Origin of the sequence: Actinoplanes sp. NPDC051851, from assembly GCF_040681165.1 — a bacterium.
Taxonomy (GTDB): domain Bacteria; phylum Actinomycetota; class Actinomycetes; order Mycobacteriales; family Micromonosporaceae; genus Actinoplanes.
This window is the reverse complement of sequence record NZ_JBFAYF010000027.1, coordinates 16,493-43,384: the sequence shown is the minus strand read 5'-3', so window position 1 is coordinate 43,384 and position 26,892 is coordinate 16,493. Positions and strand designations below refer to the sequence as shown.

Genomic DNA, 26,892 nt, shown 5'->3' with positions numbered 1-26,892 from the left:
GTGCCGCCAACCGTACAACCCGTACGTGATCAGGAGTTGTGCAGCACGACATCGGGGGGCTCCACCTCGTTCGCGGGCGTGACCTGACGGTGCCGCGGCCGATGCCAGAGGGCACTGACCGCGGTGGTGATGAGGAACGCGACGAGCGCGATCAGGACCGTGGTGGCGCCCGGCGCGGTGTCGATCTCGCCGGAGACGACCACCCCGGTGCCGGCCGAGAGCAGGCCGATCAGCATGGCCAGCCCCATGGTCGCCCGGAACCCCCGGGTGACCTGCTGCGCCGCGGCGACCGGGACCACCATCAGGGCAGAGACCAGGAGCAGGCCGACGGTGCGCATGGCGATCGTGACGGTCACGGCGGTGGTCACCGCCAGCAGCAGGTTCAGGGTACGCACGGGGAGTCCGCTGACCCGGGCGTACTCCTCGTCGTTGCAGAGGGCGAAGAGGGCCGGACGGAAGACGAGCATGGCAGCCAGGACCAGTGCGCCCAGCGCGCCGATGACCGTGATGTCCTGCGGCGAGGTGGTGATCAGCGACCCGAAGAGGTACTGCATCAGGTTGGCGTTGCTGCTGTCGTCGGAGAGGCCGACCAGCACCACGCCGCCCGCGATGCCGCCGTAGAAGAGCAGTGCCAGCGCCAGGTCACCGGAGGTGCGGCCACGCTCGCGGACCAGCTCCACCGCGACCGCGCCGGCCACCGAGACCAGGACCGCGGTGAGTACCGGCGACTGGTGGGTGAGCAGGCCGACGCCGACGCCGGTCAGCGCCACGTGGCCGATCCCGTCGCCGATCAGCGAGAGCCGGCGCTGGACCAGGTAGATGCCGAGCGCGGGTGCGGCCAGGCCGATGATCAGCGCGCCGGCGAGGGCACGCAGCATGAAGGGGTACGCGAGCAGGTCCATCAGTACGCCTTCGTCCCCTCGGTCGGTGCCCATTCACAGATGCCGGCCTTGGCCTCGTCGGCGTGCGGGTGCACGTGGTCGTGTCCCGGCTCGGCGTGGTGCCCGGCCGGCTCCGGCGACGGCCCCCGGTACGCGATCGTCCCGTCGTGCACGACCACGGACCGCCCGATCAGCGGCCGCAGCGGTCCCAGCTCGTGCAGGATCAGCAGGATCGTGCCGCCGTCCGCCGCGAACCCGGTCAGCGCCGCCGCGAACGCCTCCTGGCTGGACTGGTCCACCCCGGCGTTCGGCTCGTCCAGCACCAGCAGGTCGGGCTTGCCGGCCAGCGCCCGCGCGATCAGGGTGCGCTGCTGCTGGCCGCCGGAGAGGGTGGCCACCGGGTCGCCGATCCGGTCGAGCAGACCGACCGACTCCAGGGCGTCCCGGACGGCGGCCCGGTCGGCGGCGCCGGGCAGCCGGAAGAAGCCGCGCCGGGCGAGCCGCCCGGAGGCCACCACCTCACCCACGGTCGCCGGTACGCCGCTGCCCGCCCCGAGCCGCTGCGGGACGTACCCGATCCTCTTCCAGTCCCGGAAGCGGCGTTGCGGCGTACCGAAGAGGTCTATCTCGCCACGACGCAGCGGAACCAGGCCGAGAACCGTGCGGATCAGGGTCGACTTGCCGGAGCCGTTGGCGCCGAGCACCGCGACCACCTCGCCGGGATCGACGGTGAGCGAGACGTCCCGGAGGATCTCCCGGCCGTCGTATCCGGCCGCCGCGTGGCGTACCTCGATCACGCTGCTCATCACGCTGGGCCCTCCTTTGTCATGCCCCTGCGGCCCTCGTGTCCGGGGCCGTCGGGCGGCTCGGCGGGGTGCCGATCGGTGCAGTCGGTCATGACGAGCACTCCAACGCCGTGCTGAGCGTCGACAGGTTGGTCCGCATCACGGAGAAGTAGTCCGCGCTCGTGTCGGTCAGGCCCTCCAGCGGGTCCAGGACCGCCGTCACGGCACCCACCTCGCGGGCGATGGTCTCGGCCACCTTCGGGCTGACCAGGGTCTCGAAGAAGATCGTGGTGGTGCCGGTCCGCTTCGCCTCGGCGGCCACCTCGGCGAGCCGGCGCGGCGACGGCTCGGCCTCGGGGTCGATGCCGGTGATCCCGATCTGGGTCAGGCCGTACCGGTCGGCCAGGTAGTGGAACGCGGTGTGGCTGGTCACCAGCTCGTGCCGGACACAGGTCTTCAGCGTGCCGGCGTACTCCGCGTCCAGCGCGTTCAGCTCGGTGTGCAGGGTGGCGGCGTTGGCGGTGTACGTGGCCGCGTGCTCCGGGTCGACCTGCCCGAGGCGGACGGCGAGCTCGTCGGCGATGCTCGCGAGGCGGGCCGGGTCCAGCCAGACGTGCGGGTCGGTGCTGGTCCCCTCCTCGCTGTCGGTGGACTTCAGCAGGGTCACCGCGGTGGAGACGTCGTACGTCCGGTCGTCGGAGGCGTCCTGTTTCACCGCGTCGTCCACGGCGGGCTGGAACCCGTTCAGGTAGACGACCAGCCCGGCGTCGCTGATCTCGGCGACCTGCCGCGGGTTGAGTTCGACGTCGTGCGGCTCGGCGCCCGCCTTGGTGAGGTTCGTGACCGACACCGCGTCCCCTCCGACCCGTTCGCTGATGAACTGCAGGGGGTAGAACGCCGCCACGACGTGGATCTTCCCGTCCTCCGCGGCCCGCTCACCGCAGCCGGCGAGAGCGGCCAGCAGGAGCAGGGCGGGGAGCAGACGGCGCATCATGCCATCCACTGTCGTCGAGAATGACAATGATTGTCAAAAGCGCATGGGTTCTACACCGCCTTGCTGACCACCGCGACGATCAGCAGGCTCAACAGCACCAGGCGCACCGTCCTGGTGATCGGGGACTGGACCGGCCAGGTGGTGAAGGTCAGCGTGCCCAGGGCCACCGCCAGCACCGCGAGCAGCAGCGCGCCGACCACGCCCGGCAGGAAGAGCCCGGCCAGGAGCAGGGCCAGCGCGATCGCGAACGCCGTGGTCGGACTCACCCGGGCCAGGCGCCGGAGAAACGGGTCGGACGGTGTCACAAGCGCTCCTGTCGGACTGCGTACCCTCGTCACATGCTGGTGCTCAACCGCTTCCTGGTGCCGGATGACACGCAGGACGGCTTCCTCGCGCGGGCGCACGCCGCGCTCGCCGCCCTGGCGCAGTGCCACGGCTACCGCTCCGGCCGGCTCACCCGGGCCCTGGAGGACACCACCCATTGGACCCTGGTCACCGAGTGGGAGTCGGTGGGAGCCTACCGTCGCGCGCTCGGGGCGTTCGATGTGAAGGTGCACGCGACGCCGCTGCTCGCCACCGCGCTCGACGAGCCCTCCGCGTTCGAGACGCTGGCGAGCGCCGAGCCGGGCGCCGAGGTCGAGGTGACCGCCAGCGACCGCGCGGCCGAGCCGTGGCGCTGAGCACTAGGCTGGAAAACATGAACACTCAGGCGCCCCCTCCGCCGCCGCCCGGCCCTGGTGTCCACCCGCCCTTCCCCGCGCCACCCGTCGAGGGTCGCGGCCGCCGGATCGGGCTGGGGTTCGGCATCGGCGGCGGCGTGGTGCTGCTGGTCTGCGGCGGCGGCCTGGCCGCGGTGATCGGCCTGGGCACCTCGCTGAGCGGGTCGCTCGGCGAGCGCGCCGACGCGGCCGTGACCGACTACATGGACGCCGTGCAGGCCCGCGAGTTCGGCCGGGCGTACGGTCTGCTCTGCGCCGAGGCCCGGGCCGGCGAGTCGTCCACCGCGTACGCGCAGCGGATGGCGCTCACCGAGAAGGTCACCGCGTACCAGGTCGGTGACCTGGACATGACCACGCTGCACGTGCCGGTCGACGTCACCTACGCGGACGGCGACACCGCGCACCTGAGCGCCCGTCTGGGGCAGGACGAGAGCACGGGCGAGTTCGAGGTGTGCGACCTCGGGGAGTAATCTCGCTTCTCGTCCGAACCACTACGAATGTCCCCGCCGACACCCAGCCGGCGTAGGAGGAACATGCCCGCCGATCGCATCGACAGCGTCGTCAGCCTGGCCAAGCGCCGTGGCTTCGTCTTCCCCTCCAGCGAGATCTACGGAGGAACCCGTTCGGCGTGGGACTACGGTCCGCTGGGCGTCGAGTTGAAGGAGAACGTCCGCCGCCAGTGGTGGCGGACGATGGTCCAGCAGCGGGACGACATCGTCGGTCTCGACTCCGCGGTGATCCTGTCCCGCGACGTCTGGGCCGCCTCGGGCCACCTGGACGCGTTCGTCGACCCGCTGACCGAGTGCCAGTCCTGCCACAAGCGCTTCCGGGCCGACCACCTGGAGGAGGCGTACGAGGCGAAGCACGGCAACCCGCCCGCCTCGCTGCAGGAGATGAACTGCCCGAACTGCGGCAACAAGGGCACCTTCACCGAGCCGAAGATGTTCAACGGCCTGATGAAGACCTACCTCGGCCCGACCGAGAGCGCCGACGGCCTGCACTACCTGCGGCCCGAGACCGCCCAGGGCATCTTCGTCAACTACAACAACGTGGCGACCGCGGCCCGCAAGAAGCCGCCGTTCGGCATCGCGCAGATCGGCAAGAGCTTCCGGAACGAGATCACTCCGGGCAACTTCATCTTCCGTACGCGTGAGTTCGAGCAGATGGAGATGGAGTTCTTCGTCCCGCCGGGCAGCGACGAGGAGTGGCACGAGTACTGGCTGCAGCAGCGCTGGAACTGGTACCTCGACCTGGGGCTCTCCGAGGCGAACCTGCGCTTCTACGAGCACGCCAAGGAGAAGCTCTCGCACTACTCGAAGCGGACCGTCGACATCGAGTACCGCTTCCAGTTCGGCGGGAACGAGTTCGCCGAGCTCGAGGGCATCGCGAACCGGACCGACTTCGACCTCTCGACGCACTCCAAGCACTCCGGCGTCGACCTCTCCTTCTTCGACCAGGAGAAGGGCGAGCGCTGGGTGCCCTACGTCATCGAGCCCGCGGCCGGTCTCACCCGCGCGGTGCTGGCCTTCCTGCTCGAGGCGTACGACGAGGACGAGGCGCCGAACACCAAGGGCGGCGTCGACAAGCGCACGGTCATGCGGTTCGACCCCCGGCTCGCCCCGGTCAAGGTCGCCGTGCTGCCGCTCTCGCGCAACCCGGAGCTCTCGCCGAAGGCCAAGGGTCTCGCCGCCGACCTGCGCAAGCGCTGGATCGTCGAGTTCGACGACTCGCAGGCGATCGGCCGCCGCTATCGCCGCCAGGACGAGATCGGCACCCCGTTCTGCGTCACGGTCGACTTCGACACGCTGACCGACGACGCCGTGACGGTCCGCGACCGCGACACCATGAAGCAGGAGCGGGTCTCCCTCAGCCAGATCGAGGACTACCTGATCAAGCGCCTGCCGGGTTGCTGAGCTGAGCCTGATCGCCTCGCTCCGCTCGGCTGCGTTTCGCCCTTTGAGTCGATGACGAGAGCACCGAAAACGGCCCCGCTTCGCTCGCCGTTTTCGGCACTCTCGTCATCGACGGGCGAAATGCGACTGTGGTTGCGCTGATCAGAAAGCGAAACCACCGGGTCGTCCGTTGCGGTCCGCGATCAACCCGGCCAGGGTCGCCACGGCGATCTCGGCCGGGGTGCGCGAGCCGATGTTCAGGCCGACCGGGCGGTGCACCCGCCCGATCTCCTCCTCCGGTACGCCCAGCTCGCGCAGCGCCGCGACGTGCGGCCCCTCGTGCCGGGGGTTCCCGAGGATCCCGATCCACCGCGACGTCCCGCTCAGTGCCTGCTGCAGCAGGGTCCCGATCTCGGCTCGATGATGATCGGTGACCAGCACGTCCGTGTGCTCGTCCGCCTCCGCCGCCCACAGATCGCTGACCAGCCGGTCCCCGTGCGGCCGGGGCGTCCCGTCCAGCCGCGCCGCGTCCGGCTCGACCACCACGACGGCGAACCCCAGCTCCACCCCGAACCGCCCCAGCATCTCCGCCACCGGCGACGCGAACACCGCCACCAGCCGCCGCGGCCCACTCTCCCGTTCCGTCACGCCATCGACCTCGCGCATGTCGTCGACTCTGCCAGACCACGAGGGGTGCCACACCCCGACCGTTGCCTAGTCGCGCGACCAGAGTGATCCGGCCGAGAGAACAGTGACCCCGGCAGCGTGCCGTGGCGGCAGAGGCGACCGGGGTCTTCGGCGCCGATGCTGGCGCACGATGGGACGGTGCCCTTTCCGGCGACAGCTCTCGCGCTCGCCGGCGGGATCCGTCCGGTCAGTCAGGCATGGATCGAGCGTGGCTGCCGGACCGGCATCCTTCCCGGGCAGTGCCCCGTCTCCTGACGTGGGCGCGATTCGGAGCATCGGCATCGGGCGTGTCACCCTAGAGCGCGTGACCGCACCGCTCCTGCTCGGCTCTCACGCCGTGAACCCGCCCGTCGTGCTCGCCCCGATGGCCGGGATCACCAACGTGGCGTTCCGGCGCCTCTGCCGTGAGCAGGGCGGTGGTGTCTACGTCTGCGAGATGATCACGACCCGGGCGCTGGTCGAACGGATCCCCAAGACGCTCAAGATGATCGCGTTCGCCGAGGACGAGGGGTTCCGCAGCCTGCAGCTCTACGGCGTCGACCCGGACGTCACGGCCGCCGCGGTCCGCATGATCGGCGAGAACGACCTGGCCGACCACGTCGACCTGAACTTCGGCTGCCCGGTCCCGAAGGTCACCCGCCGCGGCGGCGGTTCGGCGCTGCCCTGGCGCCGCAAGCTCTTCGGCCGCATCGTCAAGCAGGCCGTCGACGCGGCGAAGCCCTACGGGATCCCGCTGACGATCAAAATGCGCAAAGGCATCGATGAAGACCATTTGACGTACGTCGAGGCCGGGCTGGCCGCCCAGGACGCGGGTGTCGCCGCGGTCGCGCTGCACGCCCGGACCGCCGAGCAGCGGTACTCGGGCAAGGCCGACTGGGACGCGATCGCCACCCTCAAGCAGGCCCTCGACGTGCCGGTGCTCGGCAACGGCGACATCTGGGAGGGCTCCGACGCACTCCGGATGGTCGCGCACACCGGCGTCGACGGCGTGGTGGTCGGCCGGGGCTGCCTGGGCCGCCCGTGGCTCTTCGCCGACCTGGAGGCCGCGTTCACCCAGGGGGAGGCGTACCAGCCGGTGCTGCCCACCCTCGGCGAGGTCGCGAAGATCCTGGCCCGCCACGCCCAGCTCCTGGTCGAGGCCCTGGAGGACGAGAAGCACGGCTGCGCCGACTTCCGCAAGCACGTGGCGTGGTACCTGAAGGGCTTCCCGGTCGGCGGCGACCTGCGCCGCAGCCTCGCGATGATCTCCTCCTTGGCCGAGCTCGACGACCTGCTGGCCCAGCTCGACCCGTCGATCCCGTTCCCACCCGACACGCTCGGCCAGCCCCGCGGCCGCGTCAACGCCCCGGGCAAGGTCTCCCTCCCGCACGGCTGGCTCGACTCCCGCGACGACGACACGGTCCCCGAGGGCGCCGAAACCGACGAGTCCGGCGGCTAGCCACTCATCAGCCTGGACACGCTGCGCGCCTACGCCGTGGTGCTCGGTGCCGGGGTCGCCGTCGTCGTCTCGCGGGGGCCGATCACCGTGCGCGTCGCCTGACGCGGTCAGGAGCGGTTCAGCTGGATCGCGATCAGGATGGTGGCGAGCAGCAGGAGGGTGGCGGTGACCGCGGCGGCGATCTTGGCCTTGCTGTACGGGCGCTCGCCGCTGACCTCGGCGGTGCGGCCGTTGACGATGACGTTGTACGTGCGGCCGGCGTGCAGGTAACACGCGATCCAGACAGGTAGCAGCATCAGCTTGAAGGTGACGTCGGAGTACGCGGTCTCCACCGACGTCACCCGCTGCTCGTCGCCGCCGATGTCGTGGCGGCAGTCGCCGGTGATGACCGTGGCCATCCGGGACTGCGCGGTGCCCAGGCCGGTCTCCGGCTCGACGTCGTAGCGGAGCGTCTCGTGGCCGGCCAGGAACTCCGGGCGGTACGGTTCCGCGTCGGCCAGCGGCCACGGCTCCAGATCGTCCAGGTGCTCCGGCATGATCCGGGTGGTACCGGCGACCAGCACGTCGTCGAAGTCCCGGGCCACCGTGCCCGAGGCCGGGTACCAGCGGGTCTTCCGTACGCTGCGGGTCTTCGTCTCGCCGTTCTCCCGGTACTGCTCCTCGACCCAGTAGTGCTCGCCGCGCTCACCCCGATATTGCGAGACGGTGCGGGCATCGTACGTCCAATGCGGCAGGTAGGAGCTGTGCGACGACTCCGCCTCGGTGACCCGCTTCAGACTGTTCGGCGCGAACCAGCGGGACGACGCCCACCCGCGCAGTGCCGTGCGCAGCGCCGCCCGGTCCACCGCGAACGGCAGCACCGCCTCCGGGACGACCTGCTCGCCGGTGGTGACGTCGGCGACCAGCGGCGCGGCGCAGAACTGGCAGCGACTGGAGATCTTGTCGCTCTGGGTGACCGCGCCGCAGCCCCGGCAGGTGAAGGAGTACGGCGCGAGGGTGGCGACCGGCTTGCGGGGGAGACCGGCGAACCCGGCCCAGGAGTGCTCCCGGACGGCCCGTTCGGCGGGGGCGATCGCGGTCTGCGCCCCGCAGTAGGGGCAGGTCAGCACGGTGGTGCCGGGCGCGAACTCGACGCTCGCCCCGCACCCGGAACACGGGGTCATGCCTGCGGGGGCAGCGGCGGCGGCACGGCGGCGAAGACGCTCGCGATCTCGGCGACCTGCCCGGCCGCGGTCCAGCCGGTCATGCCGTTGCGCCAGACCAGCGTCTCCCTGGTGAGCCGCCCGGCGGTGGCATGCCCGGTCAGCGCGGCGACGTCGAACGGGCCCTGCTGCTGCCCGCCGATCGCCGCGAACCAGTCTCCGGCGGGCAACGGCGGCGGCATGGGCGGAGGCGCGGGTGCGGATGCCGGTGCGGAGGCCGCGGCGGCGCGCTGCCCGGCGGCCATCCCCAGCCCGATCCCGAACGCCTCGCCCGCGCCGCCCTGGTTGTTCGCGGCGTCCTCGATCGCGTTCGCGGTCTGGAACTTCGTGTACGCGTCCAGGTTCCCGACCACGCCCATCGAGGTGCGCTTGTCCAGGGCCTGCTCGACCTCGGGTGGCACCGAGATGTTCTCGATGACGAACCGGGGGATGGCGATGCCGGACGGCGCCAGCTCGTCGGTGAGCACGGCGGAGAGCGTCGCGCCGATCGCCACCTGCTTCGCCGCCAGGTCCAGCATCGGTACGCCGGCCGTGGCGAGCGCGCTGCCCAGGTGCCCCACGACCAGCTGCCGGAGATACTCCTGAACCTCGCCGGTACGGAACTGCGGGTCGGTGCCGACGAGCTCGGTGAGCAGCCGGGCCGGGTCGCAGACGCGCATCGCGAAGGTGCCGAACGCCCGGAGCCGGACCGCGCCGAACTCGGGGTCGCGGACCATCACCGGGTTCTGCGTGCCCCACTTCATGTCGGTGAACTGCCGGGTGTTCACGAAGTAGACCTCGGACTTCCACGGGGAGTCGAAGCCGTACTTCCAGCCCTTGAGGGTCGACAGGACCGGCAGGTTCTGTGTGGTCAGGGTGTGGGTGCCGGGCGGGAAGACGTCGGCGATCCGGCCCTCGTCGACGAAGACCGCGGTCTGCGATTCGCGGACGACGAGCTTGGCGCCCATCTTGATCTCGTTCTGGTACCGCGGGAAGCGCCAGACGATGGTGTCCCGACTGTCGTCGAGCCACTCGATGATGTCGACCAGCTCGCCCTTGATCTTGTCCCAGAGACCCATGCGGGAGACCGTACCAACCGGCCGCGATACCCGGTCCCACCTGGTGAAATGCCCGAAATCAGCGCAGGTTCGCCTCGTCTGCGGCGGCCCGTCCGGACTCCCAGCCCTCCATGCTGTCGACCCGGCTGCTCCGGACCCGGACCGTGTGCGGGAAGGCCCGGTCCATCGCCTCGTGCACCTGGACCTCGCGATTGCGCAGCACCGGGAGCAGGTCGTCGTGCCCGGAGAGCTCCCGGTCGGTGGCCTGCCGGAGTCGTTCGCCGATCCGTCCGGCGTACGCGATGAGGAAGGATCTGCGGAAGGCCTTGATCCTGGCCTTGCCCTTGGCCGGCTCGTCGCGGGTCATCGCCCGGCTCGCCTGGACCAGCAGGGACGTGTAGAGCAGCTCGACGGCGTCGATGTCCGTGTCGAAGCCGAAGACCGTGCTGAACGCCAGCTCCGGCGACCAGACCGTGCGGCAGGTGTTGGCCTTCGCCACCGCGTCGAGCAGGGCCGCCTTCTCGTTCTCGTACGGATGGTCCACGCCGATCCGCCGGGCGAACGGCGTGACGTCCACGGCAGGTGCGGTGACCTCCTCGATCCGGTAGCGCGCGATCAGCTCCTGGGCCTTGGCGCTGTACGACTCGGCCTCGGCCGGGAAGTCGGTCGCCTCGGCCTTCGCCAGCAGCGCCCGGACCTTGTCGAGCACCCGCCGGTCGGCGTGGTGGTGGACGGTGGTCGAGGGCGTCCCGGGCGGCGGGATCAGCGTCTCGATAGCCGGGAGCCGCCGGAGTTCGTCCAGCAGCCCCAGCGCGGCGTCGAGCAGCGCGATCCGGTCCGTCTTGCGCTGATCCCTGAGCTGCAGGGCGTCGCTCTCCGCGCGCCAGGCCGGGTCGACCGGGGCCTTCCCGGCGAGGAACGCGGCGGCCGCCTCCGCGACCAGGCGCGCCTGCAGGGGATCACCCCGGCGCGCCACCACCCGGTGCAGTTCGAGGGGTTGCCAGCCGTTCCCGAAGAGCCGGTCGAACTCGCCGGTCAGTGCGGCCCGCAGGACGGCGTCGGTCTCGGCGGCGGGGGTACCGGTCAGCGCGTCCAGGGCCGCCTCGTGATCGAGGGTTCCGGCCCGGACACGGTCGATGATCTCACGGGCCGACATGGTGGGAATGGTAGTTGCCGGGGTCCTGGTTCCCGGCCAGGACCCCGGCACCGTGATCGCCGAGCGGCCGGACGATCACGGAGTCACGAGCAGCACCTCGCGTACGGCGCCGGTCCGCGCGACCAGCCGGTAGGCGTCACCCGCGGCCTCGATCCGCCACTCGGTGCCGTCCATCGACCGCTTCGTCGCGGTATCGAGGACTTTGTACCATCCGCCGGTCGTGGTGACGAATCGCCACCGCTTCCCGATCAGCCGGGTGTTCGCCGGGTCGGTGAGCAGCACGTCGCCGACCGGTTCGAGCCGGAACTCCTGGCAGTCCCCGGTCGCCCAGGTCTGCACGGCCGCGCCGGTCGCGCAGACGGCCGGCCGGAGTGCCCGCCCGGCGAGCGGATTGACGATCCGGGACCAGCCGTCCGCGGTGGCGACCAGCCGGAAGCGCTGGCAGTCGTTGGCGAGCCAGCCCCACTGGGCGACCGCGGCGCCGTCGGCGTTCACGCAGGCCGCGACCTCGGCGACCTTGTTGCTGTACCGGTTGGTCAGGCTGACGTACCCGTTCCCGCGCTGGTCGAGCCGCCACTGTCCGCACCGGTCGCCGCTCGCCACGGGAGCCAGGCTGATCACGGCCCCCTCGTAGCCACAACCCGCGTTGGCCAGCGCCGCGTTCGTCTCACGCTGGATCAGTCTCACGTACGCCGGACCGTGCCCGTACCCCCGGTTGCCGGAGAGCGGGTCGGAGAGCGTGGGCCAGCCGTCGCGCCACCCGATCACGCGGACCGAGCCCTTCGGGTCACCGCCGTCCGCGGCGTCGTAGTAGTGATGCACGAAGAGGTCCCCGTAGACGTCCCCGCCGCCGGTGCCCACGAAGCCGTTGTACCCGGCCAGCAGCGGGGTCCCGCCGCCCTCGAGCATCGGGGTGCCCGCCGCGTCGAGGTACGGCCCGGTGATGCTCCGGGAGCGGCCGACCATCGTCCGGTAGTCGCTCTCCACGCCCCGGCAGCAGAAGTCGAAGCTGACGATCAGGTAGTACCAGCCGTCGTGGTACGTCACCGACGGGCCCTCGATCGCCCCGCCACCCCGGGACGCGAGCCGGTAGGCGGTGGGGTCGGCACCGTCGAGCAGTCCGGTCCGCCGGTCGAGCCGGCGCATCCGGATGCCGTCCCAGAAGGATCCGTACGACAGCCAGGGCACCCCGGCCCGGTCGAAGGCGATGTCCGGATCGATCGCGTTCACGTCGTCGGTCCCGCTCGACGTCCGCAGCACCGGGCCGCGGTCGACCCACACGGGCTTCTCCAGCGACGTCGTGGTGGCGAGCCCGATCACCGAATCGTTGGTGCCGAACGACGAGGCCGCGTAGTAGAGGTGGTACTCACCGTCGAAGTAGGAGATGTCCGGCGCCCAGAAGTCCCGCGGGGTGACGCCGAGTTCGGCCGTCACCCAGGCGGGCGCGGTGTCGAACACGGTCCCCACGAACGTCCAGTGCACCAGGTCGGTGGAGCGCCGCACCGGAAGGTAGGTGACGGTCGCGCTGTCCCCGGTGATGATCTCGTACCAGTACCGGCCCTCCTTGATCAGCGTCGGATCGTGCGCCACCGGATCGGGGTTCCCGGCCGGGGTGCTCCCGGCCGCCCCGCTCCCGCTCGCCGCGCTCTCCGCCGCCGCCGGAACGGCGGGCGTGAGCAGCGCGAGAGTCACGACGAGCGCCGCGGCACAACGCCGTCTCCACTGTGTCTTCACTCGGGTCCTCACAGGCGGATACGCCCGGGCCCCGAGGTGCTGGCGCACCGAAGGAGGAGCCCGGGAGATGCACGTCAGCGCCTTTGCAGCGCTGCAAAGACAGCATGCACGGGCCTCGATCCGACGGCAAGGGGAAACACCCCAGAAACCTTCTTCACGGTTCCGTCGTCCACAGCGCGGAGATCGGCAACGCCGCCAGACCGTCACCGAAGCTGAGCGACTCGTCGCCGCAGTAGAGGACGAAACCGGCGCGGAACCGCTCGCCGAGCCGTCGGCCGAGTAGCCGCAGCCCACGGAAATCGGCCCCGCTCACCGAGGCCGCGGCCTTGACCTCGACGCCGACCACCATGCCGGCGTTGTCCTCGAGTACGGCGTCCACTTCGTACTGATCGCGGTCCCGGTAGTGGTACAGCCGGGCGGAGAAGTCAGTCCAGGTCAGCTGCCGGCCCAGTTCACCGAGCACGAGATTCTCGATCAGCCGTCCGGCGGACACGTCAGCCGCGGCCCCGGCCGCCAGATGGCCGGCCAACCCGGAGTCCGGGAAGATGACCTTGGGTGTGGAGACGGCCCGGGCGGTCAGGTTCGCCGACCATGCCGGGACGATCCGGATCAGGTAGATGGTCTCCAGGATCTGGACCCACGATTTCACCGTGGGCGGGGTGACCGCGAGAGCGCTGGCCAGCCGGCTCATGTTGAGCAGTCCGCAGGTCTGGTCGGCGAGCAGTGAGATCAGCCGCCGCATGTCGGAGGTGCGATCGATGTCGGCCACCTGCTGGACATCGCGCAGGATCATGTCCGACACGTAGTCGGCGAAGAAACGCTCCCTGCGCCGATCGCTCTCCCGGCGGATCGCCTCCGGATAGCCGCCGCGCCGGGCCCGGGCCAGATAGTCACGCTTGGTCAGGCCCAGACCGGCGGCACGGAGCCGGGAGCCCTGCCGGAACGCGGCGCTCACGAAACCGTCCGGGCCTCCGTCGATCTCGCCCTGCGACAGCGGCCAGAGCTCGATCGTCTCGGAGCGGCCCGGCAGCGAGTCGGGCAGGCTCTTCAGCGCCAGTAGGCGAGCCGACCCGGTGAGCAGGAAGCGGCCCGGTCGAGAATCGCGGTCGACCAGGTGCTTGATGGCCAGCCAGAGGTCGGGGACCCGCTGGACCTCGTCGATCAGCATCAGGCCGTCGTGCTCCAGGAAGCCGAGCGGGTCCGCGGACGCTGCGGCTCGGGTGCCGGGGTTGTCCAGGAAGCGGGCGACGCCGTTCGGCCGGCTCTTGAGCACCATCTCGGCGAGAGTGCTTTTACCGGCTTGGCGAGGGCCGTTGACGACCACGACCCGGGTGTCGTCGAGCGCCTCTTTAACCAGCTCAGCGGCCTTCCGGGGAAAGTATTGATCGGCCTTGTGCATGGGTTCAGCGTACGGCAGGACTTTAGATCTGCCGAGTCTTTGACTTTAGATCTGCCGGGTCTTTGACTTTAGATCTGCCGAGTTTTTCGGCTGTCGTGGGGAGGGCGGGGAGGGCGGTGCGGACCCTCCCCGCCGGGGGTGGTGACCGCGGGTCAGACGTCGAGGTCGTTCTCGATGCGGCGGAGCTGGTGACGGGACATGGCCAGGTTCGCGCGGTCGCGGCGCAGCGCCACGTAGAGGAAGAGACCCTTCCCCGACCGGCTCGTGAGCGGCCGGATCATGTGGTACTGGGTGTCCAGGGTGATGAGGATGTCCTCGATCTTCTCGGAGAGGTTGAGCATCTCCATCGCCCGCAGCTTGGCGCGGACCACGTCGGTGTTGCCGGCGGCGGCGACCGTCAGGTCGAGCTCCTTGCCACCGCCCAGGGTGCCCAGGGCCATGCCGCTGGTGTGGTCAACGAGAGCGACGCCGATGCAGCCGTCGATCTCCATGATTTCCTTGAGTGCGGTGTCCATGTCGGGCATGGGATTGGTTCCTCCGTGTGCGGGTGGGATTGCGGCGGCTGCCGCAGTCTTTGTCGTACCGATCAGCCGGCGGCCTGGCGGCGTCGTGCACCGCTCGGCAGGGTCGCCATCGGGCTGCGCCGGACCAGCGGGCTCGGCGGCGGGGCCTGCTGGGGGATCTCGGGCCGCGGTTGCGGCTTGGTGACCACGGTCATCAGCTTCACGATCCGGCGTACGCAGCGCCGGGCCTCGAGATGGACCATGGCGAGGTTCGCGTCCCCCGAGGTCACCACGGTGAGCAGGGCGTTCGGGCCCGCGGCGTAGGACGTGATGTAGCCGCCGTCGCACTCCACCACGGACTCGCGCAGCTCGCCGTGGTTGACGGCGTGCGCGAACCGGCGGGCCAGCGCGAGGTGTGCCGCGGCGAGTGCGGCCAGGGTGTCCGCCTCGATGCCGTGCGAGTCGTGCGCGACGACCAGCCCGTCGGCGGTGGCGAGCACGCTGCCGGCGAGCTCGGGCACCCTACTGCGCAGGCGGCCGAGTTCGTCCAGTACCGCCGGATCCACCGTCATCCTCGCCTCGCTCCTTCAGCTTTCTCGGGGGTGCGCGCGTCACCGGAGGGCTCTCAATGCGGTGCGTATGCGCTTGAGCAGGACTTCGTCGGTGCCCTGATGCACCGGTGGGTTCTCGGCCGCCGCGATCTCCTTCGGCAGCTTGGCCCCGGGTTTCCGGCGGGCCAGGCGTGGCCGGTTACCGGGTCCGGCGTTGTGCTCGCCCGGCGGTGGCAGGCCCGATGGTGGCAGGCCCGGAGATGGCAGGTCCGGCGGTGGCAGGCCCGGTGGTGGCAGGCCCGGTGGTGGGTCGGCGAAGGCGTCCGGCCGCGGGCTCTCCGTCTGACCCTTGATGACGGGTACGGACGGGGACTCCCCCTTGAGCGAGGGGCGGGTCACGGGCACCGACGTGCCGCGATGCTGGGCGAGCCGGACGAAATCCGGGCCCTCCGGCACGCGTACCCCGGGAAGCTCGATCAGACCCTGCGCCGCGAGGCGCCGCAGCTCCTGGATGGTCGCGTAGCCGGAGCGCCCCAGCAGCTGGGCCAGGTCGGCCGGGGTGCGCTGGCCGTCGGCGTGCACCAGCAGCTCCCACTGCGGGGCGGTCAGCGTGACCCGCTCCCGGGGCGCCCTGGTCACCGGGATGACCGGGGCGGTGTCGATCAGCGGGTTCGGATGGATCTCGTCGAGCAGCCGGACCCGGCGGCGCACCTCGCGCAGCACCGCGGCCGCGTCGATGTGCACCACCGGGCCCAGCCAGTGGGTCGCGGCCGGGAGGAAGTCGACCGTCGCGTGCTCCGCGGCGAGCACGAAGTACGCGGCGTCGTAGGTCGAGCCCAGCACACACAGCTCCAGCTCACCCTGGGTGAGGTGGCCCTGCTCGACCAGCAACCGGCCCACCCGGGCCGTGGAGGTGCCCAGGTCAAGCGCGTTCTGCCAGGTCCGGCCGGCGAGCCGGCCGGACGAGGTGAGCAGCTCGCCGACGCCCGGTGCGGCCGGCGACTCGGCGTAGATGACCCGGCCCTCGAAGATGTAGACCGCGCCGCCGGGGTGGCCACCCACCACCAGCGCTCCGGTCTGCCGCTCGCCGGCGACCTGCGTCAGCAGCTCACGGGGCGGTGCGGTCTTCGTGGGGACCACCGGTTACTCCTTGTCCTCGTCAGTTGGCGACCGTCGATTCACGTGGCGATCAGTTCGTCGGTGAGGCGCTGCATCTTCCGGCGGGCCACGGCGAGGTTGCCGTTGACCCGGTCCAGCCATACGTAGAGCACCAGGCGGCTGTCGAACTCGGTCTGGACGATTCGCAGGAGGTGGTAACCCCCGGCGGTGGTGATGATCAGGTCTTCGAGCAGGTCGTGCGGGATGGCCGAGACGAACAGCGATCGGCTGTTCGCGGCCTGCACCACGTCGGCCGTGCCCGCCGCGGCGGCCTCGTGGTCCGCGTTGGGCGCGGCCCCGGTCGTGGCGACCGGGAAGCCGGTGGTGTAGTCGACGATGCTGGCGCCGACGGCGCCGGGGATCGTCATGGCCTCCTGCAGGCAGTGATCGACGCCGGGCACTTCTCTCCTCAGCGCTGCCGTGTGTACTTGTGGGTGATCGGGCCCTGATGGCGGGCCCGGTGGCGATCGCGCCCTTGCGGCCACCGTGGGCCATCCTCCGGTGACCGTGCGGCGACAAGTCGCACGCCGTGTGCGTCATGGTCGGGTGGCGGACACCGGGGTGATGAGGCGTGATTCACGGAACGTCATCCTGGGGTACTCATTGAGGTCCTTCGTCGCACGACCGGTGCGCCGTTGTGGCTCGGGTCACCCGCCCGGGTCGCGTAACATGATCGTTACATTTCGATCTTCTGGAGGTCGCATGCCCGTCCGGTGGGAGCAACTCGTGGTGGACGCCGACGACCCGGCCCGGCTGGCCCGATGGTGGGCCGAGGCGCTGGGCTACGTGATCGTCCGCGAGACGCCCGGTGAGGTGGAGATCCGCCGATCGGCGGACGAGCTGCCCGGCCTGCTCTTCACCCCGGTGGCCGACGCCAAGAAGACCAAGAACCGGCTGCACATCGACCTGCGGCCGGAGGACCAGGAGTCCGAGGTGGAGCGCCTGGTGAACATGGGCGCCCGCCCCGCCGACATCGGCCAGGGCGACCCGGCCTGGGTGGTCCTCGCCGACCCCGAGGGCAACGAGTTCTGCATCTTGGATTCGAAGCCGCCCATCAAGCGGTCTTCTTGATGGGCGGCGCCCACTTTTGTTTTCCGCTGCGGGCAAGTTCAGTCAAGCGGTCTTCTTGATGGGCGGCGCCCACTTCTGTTTTCCGCCGCGGGCAAGCTCAGCCGCGGGCAAGCTCAGTAGCGGAACTGGTTGATCAGCGAGCGGATCTCGTCGGCGGCGCCGCTCACCAGCTCGGCCGAGTGCCGGGTGGTGTTGGCGCCCTCGGCGGTGTGCGCGCTCGACGAGGTGATGTGCGAGACGGTGCCGCTGATCTGATCCGCCGCGGCGGAGACCGCTCCGACGTTGCGGGCGAGCAGGTCGGTGGTGGCGGCCTGCTGTTCCACCGCGGCGGCGATGGTCCGCTGCCCGTCGTCGATCCGGTTGATCACGGCGGCGATCGCCTGGATCGCCGCGGCGGTGCCGGTGGTCATCTCCTGGATGGCCGAGATCTTCGCGGTGATGTCCGCGGTCGCCTGCGCGGTCTCCTGAGCGAGGTCCTTGACCTCGGTGGCGACGACCGCGAAGCCCTTCCCGGCGTGCCCGGCCCGGGCCGCCTCGATGCTCGCGTTGAGGGCGAGGAGGTTCGTCTGCTCGGCGATGTTGGTGATCATCTGGACGATGTCGCCGACCTCACGGCTCGCCTCGCTCAGCTTCTCCACCGCCTCGGCGGTCCGGTTCGCGCTGGTGGTGGCCTCGCTGGTGGTGTCCGCCGCGACCGTGGTCTGCCGGGCGATCTCCCGGATCGAGGCGCTCAGCTGGCTGGTCGCGGTCATCATGTCGGTCACCGAGCCGGAGACGTGCCCGGTCGAGTCGTCGGCGCTGCGGGCGTGCGCCGAGGTCTGCTCGGCCGACTCGTCCAGCGTCCCGGCCAGCATCTGCAGCTCGGCGCTGGCGTCGCCGAGCGTGCCGACCCGGGCGGCGGTCGCGGCCACGGTGCTCTGCAGCGCGCCGGCCGCCGCGTTCAGCGCCTCGGCCATCGCGCCCAGCTCGTCCCGGTTCACCACCGGGGTGCGTACGGTCAGATCCCGCTCCGCCAGCCGGCGCAGCGCCGCCAGCATGTCCCCCAGAGGCCGGCGCACCGCACGCACGGTCAGCGCGCAGGCCAGGGCGGTGAGCAGCGCGGCCAGCAGGGCGGCGAGCACGATGAGCCGGTTGCTGGTGCTGGACGCCTCGGAGCCCTGGGCGGCGGCGGCCTGGACCTCGGCGTACATCTGCTCGTCCAGGGCGCCGAGCTTCTCCTCGAGGTCCGAGTAGAGGGTCAGGAACCCGCTGAGCAGCTTCGCGGCGGCCGCGTGACTGGTCGCGGCGGTGTCCACCACGTTCGCGGCGGCCTCGGTGTACTCGACCATCGAGGGGCGCACGGTCGCGTAGTCGTCCTGCAACGAGGCGGGGGCGAGCTTCGCCGCGGAGTCGTACATGTCGATCATGGTGTCGCCGTGGTCGGTGACCTCCTCGACCGCGTACGCGGTACGCATCGCCGCCGTGGTCGCGTACATCGCGGACATCACGTCGGCCCGCAGCGCGTCGTGCATCATGTCCGCGTTCCACTGGTCGCTCATCGCCTCGCTGATCGTGGCGATCTCCAGGTTCGCCTCGCTCTGCGCGGTGGCGTTACGGACCGCGAACCCGGTCACCAGCCCGACCGAGAGGAGTCCCGCACCGCCCATGATCAGCAGGCGTCCGACGATGGTGACGCCGCGATTGTCGGAAACGGACTCCACGGCTACCTCTTCGGCAACGGGGACAAGAGCCTTAGTCAAGGCCGGGACGGCGACTTATGGTGATCACATGACGGCCGCGGACGCCCAGCGCTGGGCACCCGAACCCGCCAAGGACAGCGGTTACGGACGTACCCCGTACCAGCGCGACCGGGCCCGGGTGCTGCACTCGGCCGGCTTCCGGCGCCTGGCGGCCAAGACCCAGGTGCACACCGCCGGGTCCGACGACTTCCTGCGTACGCGCTTGACGCACTCGCTGGAGGTCGCGCAGATCTCCCGGGAGATGGGCGCACGGCTGGGCTGCGATCCGGACGTGGTGGACGTGGCCGGGCTGGCCCACGACATCGGGCACCCGCCGTTCGGTCACAACGGCGAGTCCGCCCTGCACGCGGTCGCCGAGCCGTGCGGCGGCTTCGAGGGGAACGCCCAGACGCTGCGGGTGCTGAGCCGGCTGGAGGCGAAGGTGCCCGGCGCCGGGCTCAACCTGACCCGCGCCTCGCTCGACGCCTGCGGCAAGTACCCGTGGTTCCGCCGCCCCGGCACCCGCAAGTTCGGCGTCTACCCCGACGACGAGCCGGTCTTCACCTGGCTGCGCGACGGGCGGGACGACGACCGCCGCTGCCTGGAGGCGCAGGTGATGGACTGGGCGGACGACGTGGCGTACTCGGTGCACGACGTCGAGGACGGGGTGCACGGCGGCTACCTGTCGCTCGGGACGCTGCTGCGCGACCCGGCCGAGCGCGCCGAGCTCTGCGCCGACGTGGCCGGCGCGTACTCCGACGAGACTGCCGACGAGCTGGGCGGCGCCCTCGACCAACTGCTCGCCGACCCGGTGGTGACCGCGGTCGGCGACTACGACGGTGGGTACGCCGCCCAGGTCGCCCTCAAGCGGATGACCAGCGTGCTGACCGGCCGTTTCGTCTCCTCCGCGGTCGGCGCCACACACAACCGGTACGGCACCGACCCGATGCGCCGCTACGACGCCGACCTGATCGTGCCGCGTACCGTCCGGAACCAGTGCGCGCTGCTCAAGGGGATGGCCCTGCGGTACGTGATGCGCAGCCGGGCGGCCGAGCAGTGGTACGAGCAGCAGCGGACGATCCTGACCGAGTTGGTGGGAGCTCTCGCCCGTACCCCGGAAAGCCTTGATCCTTTCTTCCGGCCGCGCCACGAGGCGGCCGTGAGCGACGCGGAGGCCCTGCGGGTGGTCATCGATCAGGTGGCGTCGCTCACCGACCACACGGCGGTGGTGTGGCATCGCGCCCTGGTGGCCGGCCCGGTCTGAATCCCCCTGGTCAGCGGGCGGCGCGCCCGGCGACCGACCCTGGTGGCGGCGGCGGGTCCCGGCGAGGCAGGATGTATGCCGTGGCGGGCAGGGTCAAGGACGAGGACATCGCACTGGTCCGGGACCGGACCTCCATCGCCGACGTGATCAGCGAGACGGTGACGCTGCGCTCGGCCGGCGGCGGCAACCTGAAGGGCCTCTGTCCCTTCCACGACGAGAAGACCCCGTCGTTCAACGTCTCACCTGCCCGGAATGTCTATTTTTGTCATGGCTGTGGCCAGGGCGGCGACGCGATCAAATTCCTGATGGACGCCGAGCACCTGTCGTTCATCGAGTCCGTCGAGCGGCTGGCCGGCAAGGCCGGCATCCAGCTGCGGTACGACACCGACAACAGCCCGGCGGCGCCGCGTCCGCAGACCGGGCAGCGGCAGCGGCTGATCGCGGCGCACGCGTCGGCCGTCGAGTTCTACCAGGACCAGCTCGGGTCGGCCGGTGCCCGCAAGGCGCGCGAGTTCCTCGCCGAGCGGGGCTTCGGCCGGGACGCCGCGGAGAAGTACGGCTGCGGCTTCGCGCCGGACAGCTGGGACGCGCTCGCCAAGCACCTGCGGATGATCGGGTTCACCGCCGAGGAGCTGACCGCGGCCGGGCTCTGCAAACCGGCCCGGTCCGGTTCGCTGATCGACCGGTTCCGGCGGCGGCTGCTCTGGCCGATCCGGGACCTCAGCGGCGAGGTGATCGGTTTCGGTGCCCGCCGGCTCTTCGACGACGACGACGGCCCGAAGTACCTGAACACCCCCGAGACGCCGATCTACAAGAAGTCGCACGTGCTCTACGGCATCGACCACGCCAAGCGGGAGATCGCCAAGCGCGGCCGCGCGGTGATCGTCGAGGGCTACACCGACGTGATGGCCTGCCACGAGGCGGGCGAGCCGACCGCGGTGGCCACCTGCGGCACCGCGTTCGGGATCGACCACATCGGGGTGCTGCGCCGCCTGCTGATGGACAGCGACAGCTTCACCGGCGAGATCATCTACACCTTCGACGGGGACGCGGCCGGGCAGAAGGCGGCGCTGCGGGCCTTCGAGGAGGACCAGCGCTTCGTCGGCCGGACCTTCATCGCGGTCAGCCCGGACAACATGGACCCCTGCGACCTGCGGCTGGCCCGGGGCGACCTCGCGGTCCGCGACATGATCGCCGGCCGGGAGCCGCTGGTCGACTTCGCGCTGCGGCACACCATCTCCCGGTTCGACCTGGACACGGTCGAGGGCCGGGTGGAGGCGATGCGCAAGGCCGCCCCGCTGGTCGCCAAGATCAAGGACCGGGAGAAGCGCCCGGAGTACACCCGCAAGCTCGCCGGCGACCTGGGCATGGACCTGGAACCGGTGCAGCGCGCGGTGAACACGGCCGTCCGCGGCGAGGCGGCCGAGGCCCGCGCGCCCCAGCAGGCCCCCGACTCGCCGCAGCGGCTGGTCGAGCGCGAGGCGCTGAAGCTGGCCCTGCAGGAGCCGGTGCTGGCCGGCCCGATGTTCGACGCGCTCGGCCCGGAGAACTACGCCGACCCGCTGCTGGCCGGGCTGCGCGGCGCGGTCGAGCAGGCCGGCGGCGCCTCCTCGGCCACCGGCGGCGTGGTCTGGATCGAGAAGGTCCGCGACTCCTGCGCCGATCTGGGCGCCCAGATGCTGGTCAGCGAGCTCGCGGTGGAGCCGCTGCGGGTGGACGGCACGGCCGACCCGCGGTATGTGCAGGTCACCCTGGCCCGGCTGCAGGGTGGCGCGCTGGCCACCCGGGTCCGGGATCTCAAGTCCAAGGTCCAGCGGATCAACCCGGTGGCGAACAAGGACCAGTACCTCGCTCTCGCCGGTGAGCTCTTCTCCCTCGAACAGCAGGCACGGGCCCTGCGTGACCAGGCGGCAGGTGGCGTATGAAGCTCTTCCGACGGCGTCCCGCACTGCCCGCCGCGTCGCAGCCCCCGCTGGAGGCGGAGGAGCGGGTCATCGCCTGGTGCCCGGCGGCCCCGCCGGACGGCCCGGAGCAGCCGCTGGTCGCCACCAACCGGGGGATCTGGCTGCCCGGCGCCACCGAGCGGCTGGGCTGGCACGAGATCCACAAGGCCGCGTGGTCCGGACGGGAGCTGCGGATCACGCCCGCCGAGGTGGCCGAGGAGCGCGACGGCTACACCGTGCTGGTGGACGGGCCGGTGACGTCGTTCCTGCTGCTCGCGCCGGGCGAGGTGCCCGACCAGGTGCGCAGCCGGGTGTCCCGGTCGGTGGCGTACACCACGCACCACACGCTGGAGCGGGGTGCGGTCCGGGTGGTCGGCCGCCGGGTGAGCGGCCAGGACGGCCTGACCTGGACGGTCCGCTACGACTCCGGCACCCCGGTGGACCGGGCCGGCGTCCGCGAGTCCACCGACGAGCTGGTCGACGCCGCACAGAATTCTGTCGCACCCCCTCCGTAGGGTCACCGGCATGGTCTCTCTGATCCATGCCCGCGGATTGATCAAGCGATTCGACACCTTCACGGCGGTCGACGGCATCGACGTCGACGTGCGGGCCGGGGAAGCGTTCGGCTTCCTCGGGCCGAACGGCGCCGGCAAGAGCTCGACCATGCGCATGATCGGCTGTGTCTCCCCACCCACCGGCGGCGTGCTGCGGATCCTCGACATGGACCCGCGCCGCGACGGCCCGGCGATCCGGGCCCGCCTCGGCGTCTGCCCCCAGCTCGACAACCTCGATCTCGAGCTGACGGTGCGGGAGAATCTCGTGACGTACGCCCGTTTCTTCGGCATCTCGCGTGCCGTGGCCCGGCGGCGCGCCGACGAGCTGCTCGACTTCGTCCAGCTGAGCGAGCGGGCTGGCAGCCGGGTCGAGCCGCTCTCCGGCGGGATGAAGCGGCGCCTCACCATCGCCCGCGCGCTGGTCAACGAGCCGGACATCGTGCTGCTCGACGAGCCCACCACCGGCCTCGACCCGCAGGCCCGGCACCTGGTCTGGGAGCGGCTGTTCCGGCTCAAGCAGCAGGGCGTCACGCTGGTGCTGACCACCCACTACATGGACGAGGCCGAGCAGCTCTGCGACCGGCTCGTGGTGATGGACGGCGGCCGGATCGTCGCCGAGGGCTCGCCACGGGAGCTGATCGAGCGGCACTCCACCCGCGAGGTGGTCGAGCTCCGGTTCGCCACCGAGGACCAGGGGACGTACGCGGAGAAGCTGGCCGGCATCGGCGAGCGGACCGAGGTGCTGCCCGACCGGATCCTGCTCTACGTGGCCGACGGCGACGACGCCCTCGCCGAGGTGCACCGGCGCTCGCTGAGCCCGTCCGGCTCGCTGGTCCGCCGCAGCGGCCTGGAGGACGTCTTCCTGCAGCTCACCGGCCGGACGCTGGTGGACTGATGACGCCCGCGGTCTACGTCCTCGAGTACCACCTGGTCAACTACCGGCGGACCTGGCGGGCCAACGTCCTGTCGAGCATGCTGCTGCCGCTGCTCGCGCTCCTCGGCTTCGGCCTGGGCGTCGGTGGCTACGTCCGGGGCGGTGTCGACGGCGTCGCGTACCTCGACTGGATCGTCCCCGGCCTGATCGCCTCGACCGCCGTGCAGACCGCGCTCGGCGAGTCCACCTGGCCGGTGATGGGCTGCTTCGAGTGGGTGCGGACCTACTTCGCGCAGGTCGCGGCGCCGCTCCGGATCGCCGACATCCTCGGCGGCCACCTCGCCTTCATGCTGCTGCGGGTGGCGATGAGCATCGGGGCCTTCCTGCTGATCGCCGCCGCCTTCGGCACCCTGCGCTCGGCCTGGTCGCTCGCCGTGCTGCCGATCGCGGTGCTGGCCGGTGCGGCGGTGGCGCTGCCCGCGGCGGCCTACACGGCGACCGTCTCCAGCGACACCTACCTCGCCGTGCTGTTCCGCTTCGCGGTACTCCCGATGTCGCTCTTCTCCGGGGTCTTCTTCCCGGTCGAGTCGCTGCCCACGCTGCTGCGCTGGGTGGCGTACGCACTTCCCCTCTGGCACGGGGTGGACCTGACCCGGGCCGCCACGCTCGGGGAGAACCCGGGGCCGGCCGGTCTCGGGCACGTGCTCTACCTGGTGCTCTGGTGCGCGGCCGGCTGGCTGCTCGCCCACCGGCGCTACCGGCGAAGGCTGGTGATCTGACGTGCTGAACCTCGTGCTGCCGCGGCTGGTCTCGTTCGAGGGCAGCGGGCGCCGTGCGGCCTCGGTCGCCGGGCGGAACGCTGCGTCGCTGCGCTCGGTCTACTGGCTGGTCATGGTCGGCGGCCTGCTGGAGCCGGTGCTCTACCTCTTCTCGATCGGGGTCGGGGTGGGCGCGCTGATCGGCGACATCGCGCTACCCGGTGGCCGGCTGGTGAGCTACCCGGAGTTCGTCGCCCCGGCGATGCTGGCCGCCTCGGCGATGAGCGGTGCGCTCGCCGAGACCACCTTCAACTTCTTCGGCAAGATGAAGTTCATGCGGCTGTACGACGGCATGCTCGCCACGCCGGTGCGCCCCTTCGAGATCGCCCTCGGCGAGCTGGCCTGGGCGATGATGCGCGGCAACATCTACTCGCTGGCGTTCTTGGTGATCATGGTGGCGATGGACCTGACGACGCCGCTGCGGGCGCTCGCCGCGTTCCCGGCCACCGTGCTGGTCGGCTTCGCGTTCGGCGCCCTGGGGATGACGGTGGCCACCCTGATCCGCAGCTGGCAGGAGTTCGACCTGATCGCGGCGGGCCAGTTCGCCCTCTTCCTCTTCTCGGGCACCTTCGTCCCGGCCACGGCGTACCCGGCGGCGGTCCGCTGGCTGGTCGAGCTCTCCCCGCTCTACCGCTCGGTCGACCTGATCCGTGGCATCACCACCGCCGGCGTGGGCCCGTCCCAGGTCGCCGACGTGCTCTACCTGCTCGCGCTACTGGCGCTCGGCCTGACTTTCGCCGGCCGCCGGATGGGCAGGCTGCTCTGCGAATGAGGCGCTGACATGCGGCGGGGCGCCCTGATCGGGCGCCCCGGCGGGCGGGCTGGGCTGGAGCCCGCCCTGGAGGGTGGTCAGTCCTGGCGCAGGCCGTGCTCGCGGTGCTTCTTGACCTTGCGAGTGTCGCGCAGCTCCAGGAACGGCTCGGCGTCGGCGGGGTGACCGGCCGCGATGGCGCGGCCGCGTTCCAGTTCGGCGTCGAGCTCGGCGCCGAGCAGGATGGCGATGTTCGAGATCCAGAGCCAGACCAGGAACGCGATGACACCGCCGAGGGTGCCGTACGTGGCGTTGTAGTTGGCGAAGTTGGCCAGGTAGATCGCGAAGGCCGCGGAGGCGGTGCCCCAGAGGATCACCGCGAAGATCCCGCCGGGGCTGACCCAGCGGAAACCGCCGGTCTTGGCGTTCGGTGAGGCCCAGTAGAGGACCGCGAACATCAGGCTGACCAGAGCGATCAGAACCGGCCACTTCACGATGTTCCAGGTGCCGACCGCGACGCCGCCGAGGCCGATCTTCTCGCCGACCACCCGGGCCAGGTCACCGGTGAAGACGACGATCGCGGCGGAGATGATCAGCATGACGCCGACCGCGGCGGTGACGCCCACCCGGATCGGCAGGGTCTTCCAGATCGGACGGCCCTCGGGTACGTCGTAGATGGCGTTCGAGGCGCGCATGAAGGCCGCGATGTAGCCGGACGCCGACCAGAACGCGGCGAGCAGACCGATGATCGCGGCGAGGCCCGCCTTACCGGTGCCCTGCACCTGGGTGAGCACCGTGTCGACGAGGTCGCGCAGCTGCTGGTTGGGCGCGATCTGGTGAACCGCGTCCTGCACCGTCTGCTGCCCGTTGTCGTCGATCAGCCCGAGCAGCGAGACGATCACCAGGACGCCCGGGAAGATCGACAGGACGCCGTAGTAGGTGAGCGCGGCGGCCCAGTCGGAGACGTTGTCCTCGGAGAACTGCTGGAAGGTCCGCTTCAGGGCGGCGAACAGCCCTCGGGTACGCAGCTCGGTGGGGCGGTCCGGCCCCGCATCGGGCCCGGGCGCGTTCAGATCGCGGGGGTCGTGGCTCCGCCCTACGTCGGTGGTCGCCGCGGCCGCCAGATCGTAGTCACCGTCCTCGCGACGCCGCGCACCCTCGGGGCCGCGAGGACGGTCGTCCTGCCCGCCGTCGCCGTGTTCTCGTGTGTTCGCGGGCTCGCCGACCGCCCGCTCGGCGGAAGCGGCGGTCTCCTGCATCGATGTGGCCTCCGCGTGCGTGGCCGTCGGCGAAGTGGGAGTTCCCGCGGATGAAACGAGACCGGCCGTGGGGGAGGTGCCGTTCTCCGGGAGGTCGGAGGGACGGTCGTCGGGGCGGTGACGGAGTCTCATGTGCGGCATCCCTCCGGGCGACGGGCGAAGCGCCGTGTCACGCCTCCCATCGTGGTCACGGCGTGCAATGGCTTCCTCCCTGTGGTTCCCGGTGTCGGTGCGGCCTAATCACGCATCGGATGCCGAGTGCGACGGCCGGTGTGCAGACGGGTGTGCCGCGGCACGGGGCGTACGCACGGGCAGGCGACCAATGCATGTCCATTTGTGCACATGGTGAACGTCCAGGGGTGCCCGAAAACGCTCTCTCAATGGGTGTGAGGAAATGCTACCGCCAGGTCACCCGGCACCTGATCATTGTCCGACATGAATGTCTCTGACAGTTCTAGATCATGTTCCGGCCGGTCACCGCGTCGCACCCGCCGTACGCCGGTG

General features: G+C 71.0%; 27 protein-coding genes. 11 read left to right on the top strand and 16 right to left on the bottom strand.

The window, feature by feature from the left end; genetic code table 11:
* Positions 1-29: 29 nt before the first annotated feature.
* From AB0M08_RS24725 to AB0M08_RS24710, 4 genes are all read right to left on the bottom strand, one after another.
* Positions 30-902: a metal ABC transporter permease gene (locus AB0M08_RS24725; RefSeq protein ID WP_364497532.1), complete on the bottom strand. Its 873-nt coding sequence runs from the start codon at positions 900-902 to the stop codon at positions 30-32.
* The gene (locus AB0M08_RS24720) at positions 902-1,687 is read right to left on the bottom strand and encodes a metal ABC transporter ATP-binding protein (RefSeq protein ID WP_364497529.1); all 786 of its coding nucleotides are present in this window, start codon (positions 1,685-1,687) and stop codon (positions 902-904) included. Before AB0M08_RS24720 ends, AB0M08_RS24725 begins: the two co-directional genes overlap by 1 nt.
* Before the next feature lie 88 nt (positions 1,688-1,775).
* Positions 1,776-2,660, bottom strand: coding sequence for a metal ABC transporter substrate-binding protein (locus AB0M08_RS24715; protein ID WP_364497526.1), 885 nt, complete (start codon positions 2,658-2,660; stop codon positions 1,776-1,778).
* Positions 2,661-2,710: 50 nt separating this feature from the next.
* Positions 2,711-2,965, bottom strand: a complete 255-nt coding sequence (locus tag AB0M08_RS24710) for a DUF6703 family protein (RefSeq protein ID WP_364497523.1) — start codon at positions 2,963-2,965, stop codon at positions 2,711-2,713.
* A 33-nt stretch (positions 2,966-2,998) separates the two neighbouring features.
* Here AB0M08_RS24710 and AB0M08_RS24705 point away from each other — a divergent pair, with 33 nt between their 5' ends.
* From AB0M08_RS24705 to AB0M08_RS24695, 3 genes are all read left to right on the top strand, one after another.
* Positions 2,999-3,340 carry an antibiotic biosynthesis monooxygenase gene (locus AB0M08_RS24705; RefSeq protein ID WP_364497520.1) on the top strand — a complete coding sequence of 114 codons (342 nt, stop codon included), beginning with the start codon at positions 2,999-3,001 and terminating at the stop codon, positions 3,338-3,340.
* Positions 3,341-3,357: 17 nt separating this feature from the next.
* On the top strand, positions 3,358-3,849 hold the full coding sequence (locus tag AB0M08_RS24700) for a hypothetical protein (protein ID WP_364497517.1): 492 nt from the start codon (positions 3,358-3,360) through the stop codon (positions 3,847-3,849).
* 63 nt (positions 3,850-3,912) lie between these two features.
* Entirely contained in the window at positions 3,913-5,292 is a 1,380-nt protein-coding gene (locus tag AB0M08_RS24695; RefSeq protein WP_364497514.1) for a glycine--tRNA ligase, read from the top strand.
* 141 nt (positions 5,293-5,433) lie between these two features.
* On the opposite strand, the gene AB0M08_RS24690 is transcribed toward AB0M08_RS24695, so the two are convergent.
* Positions 5,434-5,937 (bottom strand): XdhC family protein, encoded by a 504-nt coding sequence (locus AB0M08_RS24690; RefSeq protein ID WP_364497512.1) that lies wholly within the window; start codon positions 5,935-5,937, stop codon positions 5,434-5,436.
* 325 nt (positions 5,938-6,262) lie between these two features.
* Here AB0M08_RS24690 and dusB point away from each other — a divergent pair, with 325 nt between their 5' ends.
* On the top strand, positions 6,263-7,396 hold the full coding sequence (gene dusB, locus AB0M08_RS24685) for a tRNA dihydrouridine synthase DusB (RefSeq protein WP_364497510.1): 1,134 nt from the start codon (positions 6,263-6,265) through the stop codon (positions 7,394-7,396).
* Between the two features lie 107 nt (positions 7,397-7,503).
* On the opposite strand, the gene AB0M08_RS24680 is transcribed toward dusB, so the two are convergent.
* The 9 genes from AB0M08_RS24680 to AB0M08_RS24640 all read right to left on the bottom strand — a co-directional run bounded on the left by AB0M08_RS24680 (position 7,504) and on the right by AB0M08_RS24640 (position 16,537).
* Positions 7,504-8,559 (bottom strand): hypothetical protein, encoded by a 1,056-nt coding sequence (locus tag AB0M08_RS24680; RefSeq protein WP_364497507.1) that lies wholly within the window; start codon positions 8,557-8,559, stop codon positions 7,504-7,506.
* A complete protein-coding gene (locus AB0M08_RS24675; protein WP_364497504.1) occupies positions 8,556-9,656 on the bottom strand; it encodes an SPFH domain-containing protein in 1,101 nt (366 codons plus the stop codon). The genes AB0M08_RS24680 and AB0M08_RS24675 overlap by 4 nt, the downstream gene beginning before the upstream one ends.
* Positions 9,657-9,714: 58 nt before the next feature.
* Entirely contained in the window at positions 9,715-10,791 is a 1,077-nt protein-coding gene (locus AB0M08_RS24670; RefSeq protein WP_364497501.1) for a DUF2786 domain-containing protein, read from the bottom strand.
* Between the two features lie 75 nt (positions 10,792-10,866).
* Positions 10,867-12,483, bottom strand: coding sequence for a family 43 glycosylhydrolase (locus AB0M08_RS24665; RefSeq protein WP_364497498.1), 1,617 nt, complete (start codon positions 12,481-12,483; stop codon positions 10,867-10,869).
* Between the two features lie 196 nt (positions 12,484-12,679).
* On the bottom strand, positions 12,680-13,924 hold the full coding sequence (locus tag AB0M08_RS24660) for an ATP-binding protein (protein ID WP_364497495.1): 1,245 nt from the start codon (positions 13,922-13,924) through the stop codon (positions 12,680-12,682).
* A gap of 152 nt (positions 13,925-14,076) precedes the next feature.
* The gene (locus AB0M08_RS24655; protein WP_109591698.1) at positions 14,077-14,448 is read right to left on the bottom strand and encodes a hypothetical protein; all 372 of its coding nucleotides are present in this window, start codon (positions 14,446-14,448) and stop codon (positions 14,077-14,079) included.
* Between the two features lie 62 nt (positions 14,449-14,510).
* Positions 14,511-14,999: a roadblock/LC7 domain-containing protein gene (locus AB0M08_RS24650; protein ID WP_364497492.1), complete on the bottom strand. Its 489-nt coding sequence runs from the start codon at positions 14,997-14,999 to the stop codon at positions 14,511-14,513.
* A gap of 39 nt (positions 15,000-15,038) precedes the next feature.
* Positions 15,039-16,118 (bottom strand): DUF4388 domain-containing protein, encoded by a 1,080-nt coding sequence (locus tag AB0M08_RS24645; RefSeq protein ID WP_364497489.1) that lies wholly within the window; start codon positions 16,116-16,118, stop codon positions 15,039-15,041.
* A 38-nt stretch (positions 16,119-16,156) separates the two neighbouring features.
* Positions 16,157-16,537, bottom strand: coding sequence for a hypothetical protein (locus AB0M08_RS24640; protein ID WP_364497486.1), 381 nt, complete (start codon positions 16,535-16,537; stop codon positions 16,157-16,159).
* 301 nt (positions 16,538-16,838) lie between these two features.
* Here AB0M08_RS24640 and AB0M08_RS24635 point away from each other — a divergent pair, with 301 nt between their 5' ends.
* Positions 16,839-17,207, top strand: a complete 369-nt coding sequence (locus tag AB0M08_RS24635) for a VOC family protein (protein WP_364497483.1) — start codon at positions 16,839-16,841, stop codon at positions 17,205-17,207.
* A gap of 113 nt (positions 17,208-17,320) precedes the next feature.
* On the opposite strand, the gene AB0M08_RS24630 is transcribed toward AB0M08_RS24635, so the two are convergent.
* Positions 17,321-18,907, bottom strand: coding sequence for a methyl-accepting chemotaxis protein (locus AB0M08_RS24630; RefSeq protein WP_364497480.1), 1,587 nt, complete (start codon positions 18,905-18,907; stop codon positions 17,321-17,323).
* Between the two features lie 67 nt (positions 18,908-18,974).
* Here AB0M08_RS24630 and AB0M08_RS24625 point away from each other — a divergent pair, with 67 nt between their 5' ends.
* The 6 genes from AB0M08_RS24625 (at position 18,975) to AB0M08_RS24600 (ending at position 25,150) form a co-directional block, all read left to right on the top strand.
* Positions 18,975-20,189 (top strand): deoxyguanosinetriphosphate triphosphohydrolase, encoded by a 1,215-nt coding sequence (locus tag AB0M08_RS24625; RefSeq protein ID WP_364497478.1) that lies wholly within the window; start codon positions 18,975-18,977, stop codon positions 20,187-20,189.
* A gap of 71 nt (positions 20,190-20,260) precedes the next feature.
* The gene (gene dnaG, locus AB0M08_RS24620) at positions 20,261-22,114 is read left to right on the top strand and encodes a DNA primase (protein WP_364497475.1); all 1,854 of its coding nucleotides are present in this window, start codon (positions 20,261-20,263) and stop codon (positions 22,112-22,114) included.
* Positions 22,111-22,647: a hypothetical protein gene (locus tag AB0M08_RS24615; RefSeq protein WP_364497473.1), complete on the top strand. Its 537-nt coding sequence runs from the start codon at positions 22,111-22,113 to the stop codon at positions 22,645-22,647. Before dnaG ends, AB0M08_RS24615 begins: the two co-directional genes overlap by 4 nt.
* A 10-nt stretch (positions 22,648-22,657) precedes the next feature.
* Positions 22,658-23,581 (top strand): ABC transporter ATP-binding protein, encoded by a 924-nt coding sequence (locus AB0M08_RS24610; protein ID WP_364497470.1) that lies wholly within the window; start codon positions 22,658-22,660, stop codon positions 23,579-23,581.
* On the top strand, positions 23,581-24,339 hold the full coding sequence (locus tag AB0M08_RS24605; RefSeq protein WP_364497467.1) for an ABC transporter permease: 759 nt from the start codon (positions 23,581-23,583) through the stop codon (positions 24,337-24,339). Before AB0M08_RS24610 ends, AB0M08_RS24605 begins: the two co-directional genes overlap by 1 nt.
* A gap of 1 nt (position 24,340) precedes the next feature.
* On the top strand, positions 24,341-25,150 hold the full coding sequence (locus AB0M08_RS24600; RefSeq protein WP_364497465.1) for an ABC transporter permease: 810 nt from the start codon (positions 24,341-24,343) through the stop codon (positions 25,148-25,150).
* A 77-nt stretch (positions 25,151-25,227) separates the two neighbouring features.
* Here AB0M08_RS24600 and AB0M08_RS24595 read toward each other — a convergent pair whose 3' ends face one another.
* Positions 25,228-26,520 (bottom strand): YihY/virulence factor BrkB family protein, encoded by a 1,293-nt coding sequence (locus AB0M08_RS24595; RefSeq protein ID WP_364497463.1) that lies wholly within the window; start codon positions 26,518-26,520, stop codon positions 25,228-25,230.
* Positions 26,521-26,892 lie beyond the last annotated feature (372 nt).

Coding starts and splice junctions, on each gene's coding strand:
- AB0M08_RS24725 (WP_364497532.1), bottom strand. CDS start 902: ATGGACCTGCTCGCGTACCCCTTCATGCTGCGTGCCCTCGCCGGCGCG.
- AB0M08_RS24720 (WP_364497529.1), bottom strand. CDS start 1,687: ATGAGCAGCGTGATCGAGGTACGCCACGCGGCGGCCGGATACGACGGC.
- AB0M08_RS24715 (WP_364497526.1), bottom strand. CDS start 2,660: ATGATGCGCCGTCTGCTCCCCGCCCTGCTCCTGCTGGCCGCTCTCGCC.
- AB0M08_RS24705 (WP_364497520.1), top strand. CDS start 2,999: ATGCTGGTGCTCAACCGCTTCCTGGTGCCGGATGACACGCAGGACGGC.
- AB0M08_RS24700 (WP_364497517.1), top strand. CDS start 3,358: ATGAACACTCAGGCGCCCCCTCCGCCGCCGCCCGGCCCTGGTGTCCAC.
- AB0M08_RS24695 (WP_364497514.1), top strand. CDS start 3,913: ATGCCCGCCGATCGCATCGACAGCGTCGTCAGCCTGGCCAAGCGCCGT.
- AB0M08_RS24690 (WP_364497512.1), bottom strand. CDS start 5,937: ATGCGCGAGGTCGATGGCGTGACGGAACGGGAGAGTGGGCCGCGGCGG.
- AB0M08_RS24680 (WP_364497507.1), bottom strand. CDS start 8,559: ATGACCCCGTGTTCCGGGTGCGGGGCGAGCGTCGAGTTCGCGCCCGGC.
- AB0M08_RS24675 (WP_364497504.1), bottom strand. CDS start 9,656: ATGGGTCTCTGGGACAAGATCAAGGGCGAGCTGGTCGACATCATCGAG.
- AB0M08_RS24670 (WP_364497501.1), bottom strand. CDS start 10,791: ATGTCGGCCCGTGAGATCATCGACCGTGTCCGGGCCGGAACCCTCGAT.
- AB0M08_RS24660 (WP_364497495.1), bottom strand. CDS start 13,924: ATGCACAAGGCCGATCAATACTTTCCCCGGAAGGCCGCTGAGCTGGTT.
- AB0M08_RS24655 (WP_109591698.1), bottom strand. CDS start 14,448: ATGCCCGACATGGACACCGCACTCAAGGAAATCATGGAGATCGACGGC.
- AB0M08_RS24650 (WP_364497492.1), bottom strand. CDS start 14,999: ATGACGGTGGATCCGGCGGTACTGGACGAACTCGGCCGCCTGCGCAGT.
- AB0M08_RS24635 (WP_364497483.1), top strand. CDS start 16,839: ATGCCCGTCCGGTGGGAGCAACTCGTGGTGGACGCCGACGACCCGGCC.
- AB0M08_RS24625 (WP_364497478.1), top strand. CDS start 18,975: ATGACGGCCGCGGACGCCCAGCGCTGGGCACCCGAACCCGCCAAGGAC.
- dnaG (WP_364497475.1), top strand. CDS start 20,261: ATGTATGCCGTGGCGGGCAGGGTCAAGGACGAGGACATCGCACTGGTC.
- AB0M08_RS24615 (WP_364497473.1), top strand. CDS start 22,111: ATGAAGCTCTTCCGACGGCGTCCCGCACTGCCCGCCGCGTCGCAGCCC.
- AB0M08_RS24610 (WP_364497470.1), top strand. CDS start 22,658: ATGGTCTCTCTGATCCATGCCCGCGGATTGATCAAGCGATTCGACACC.
- AB0M08_RS24605 (WP_364497467.1), top strand. CDS start 23,581: ATGACGCCCGCGGTCTACGTCCTCGAGTACCACCTGGTCAACTACCGG.
- AB0M08_RS24595 (WP_364497463.1), bottom strand. CDS start 26,520: ATGAGACTCCGTCACCGCCCCGACGACCGTCCCTCCGACCTCCCGGAG.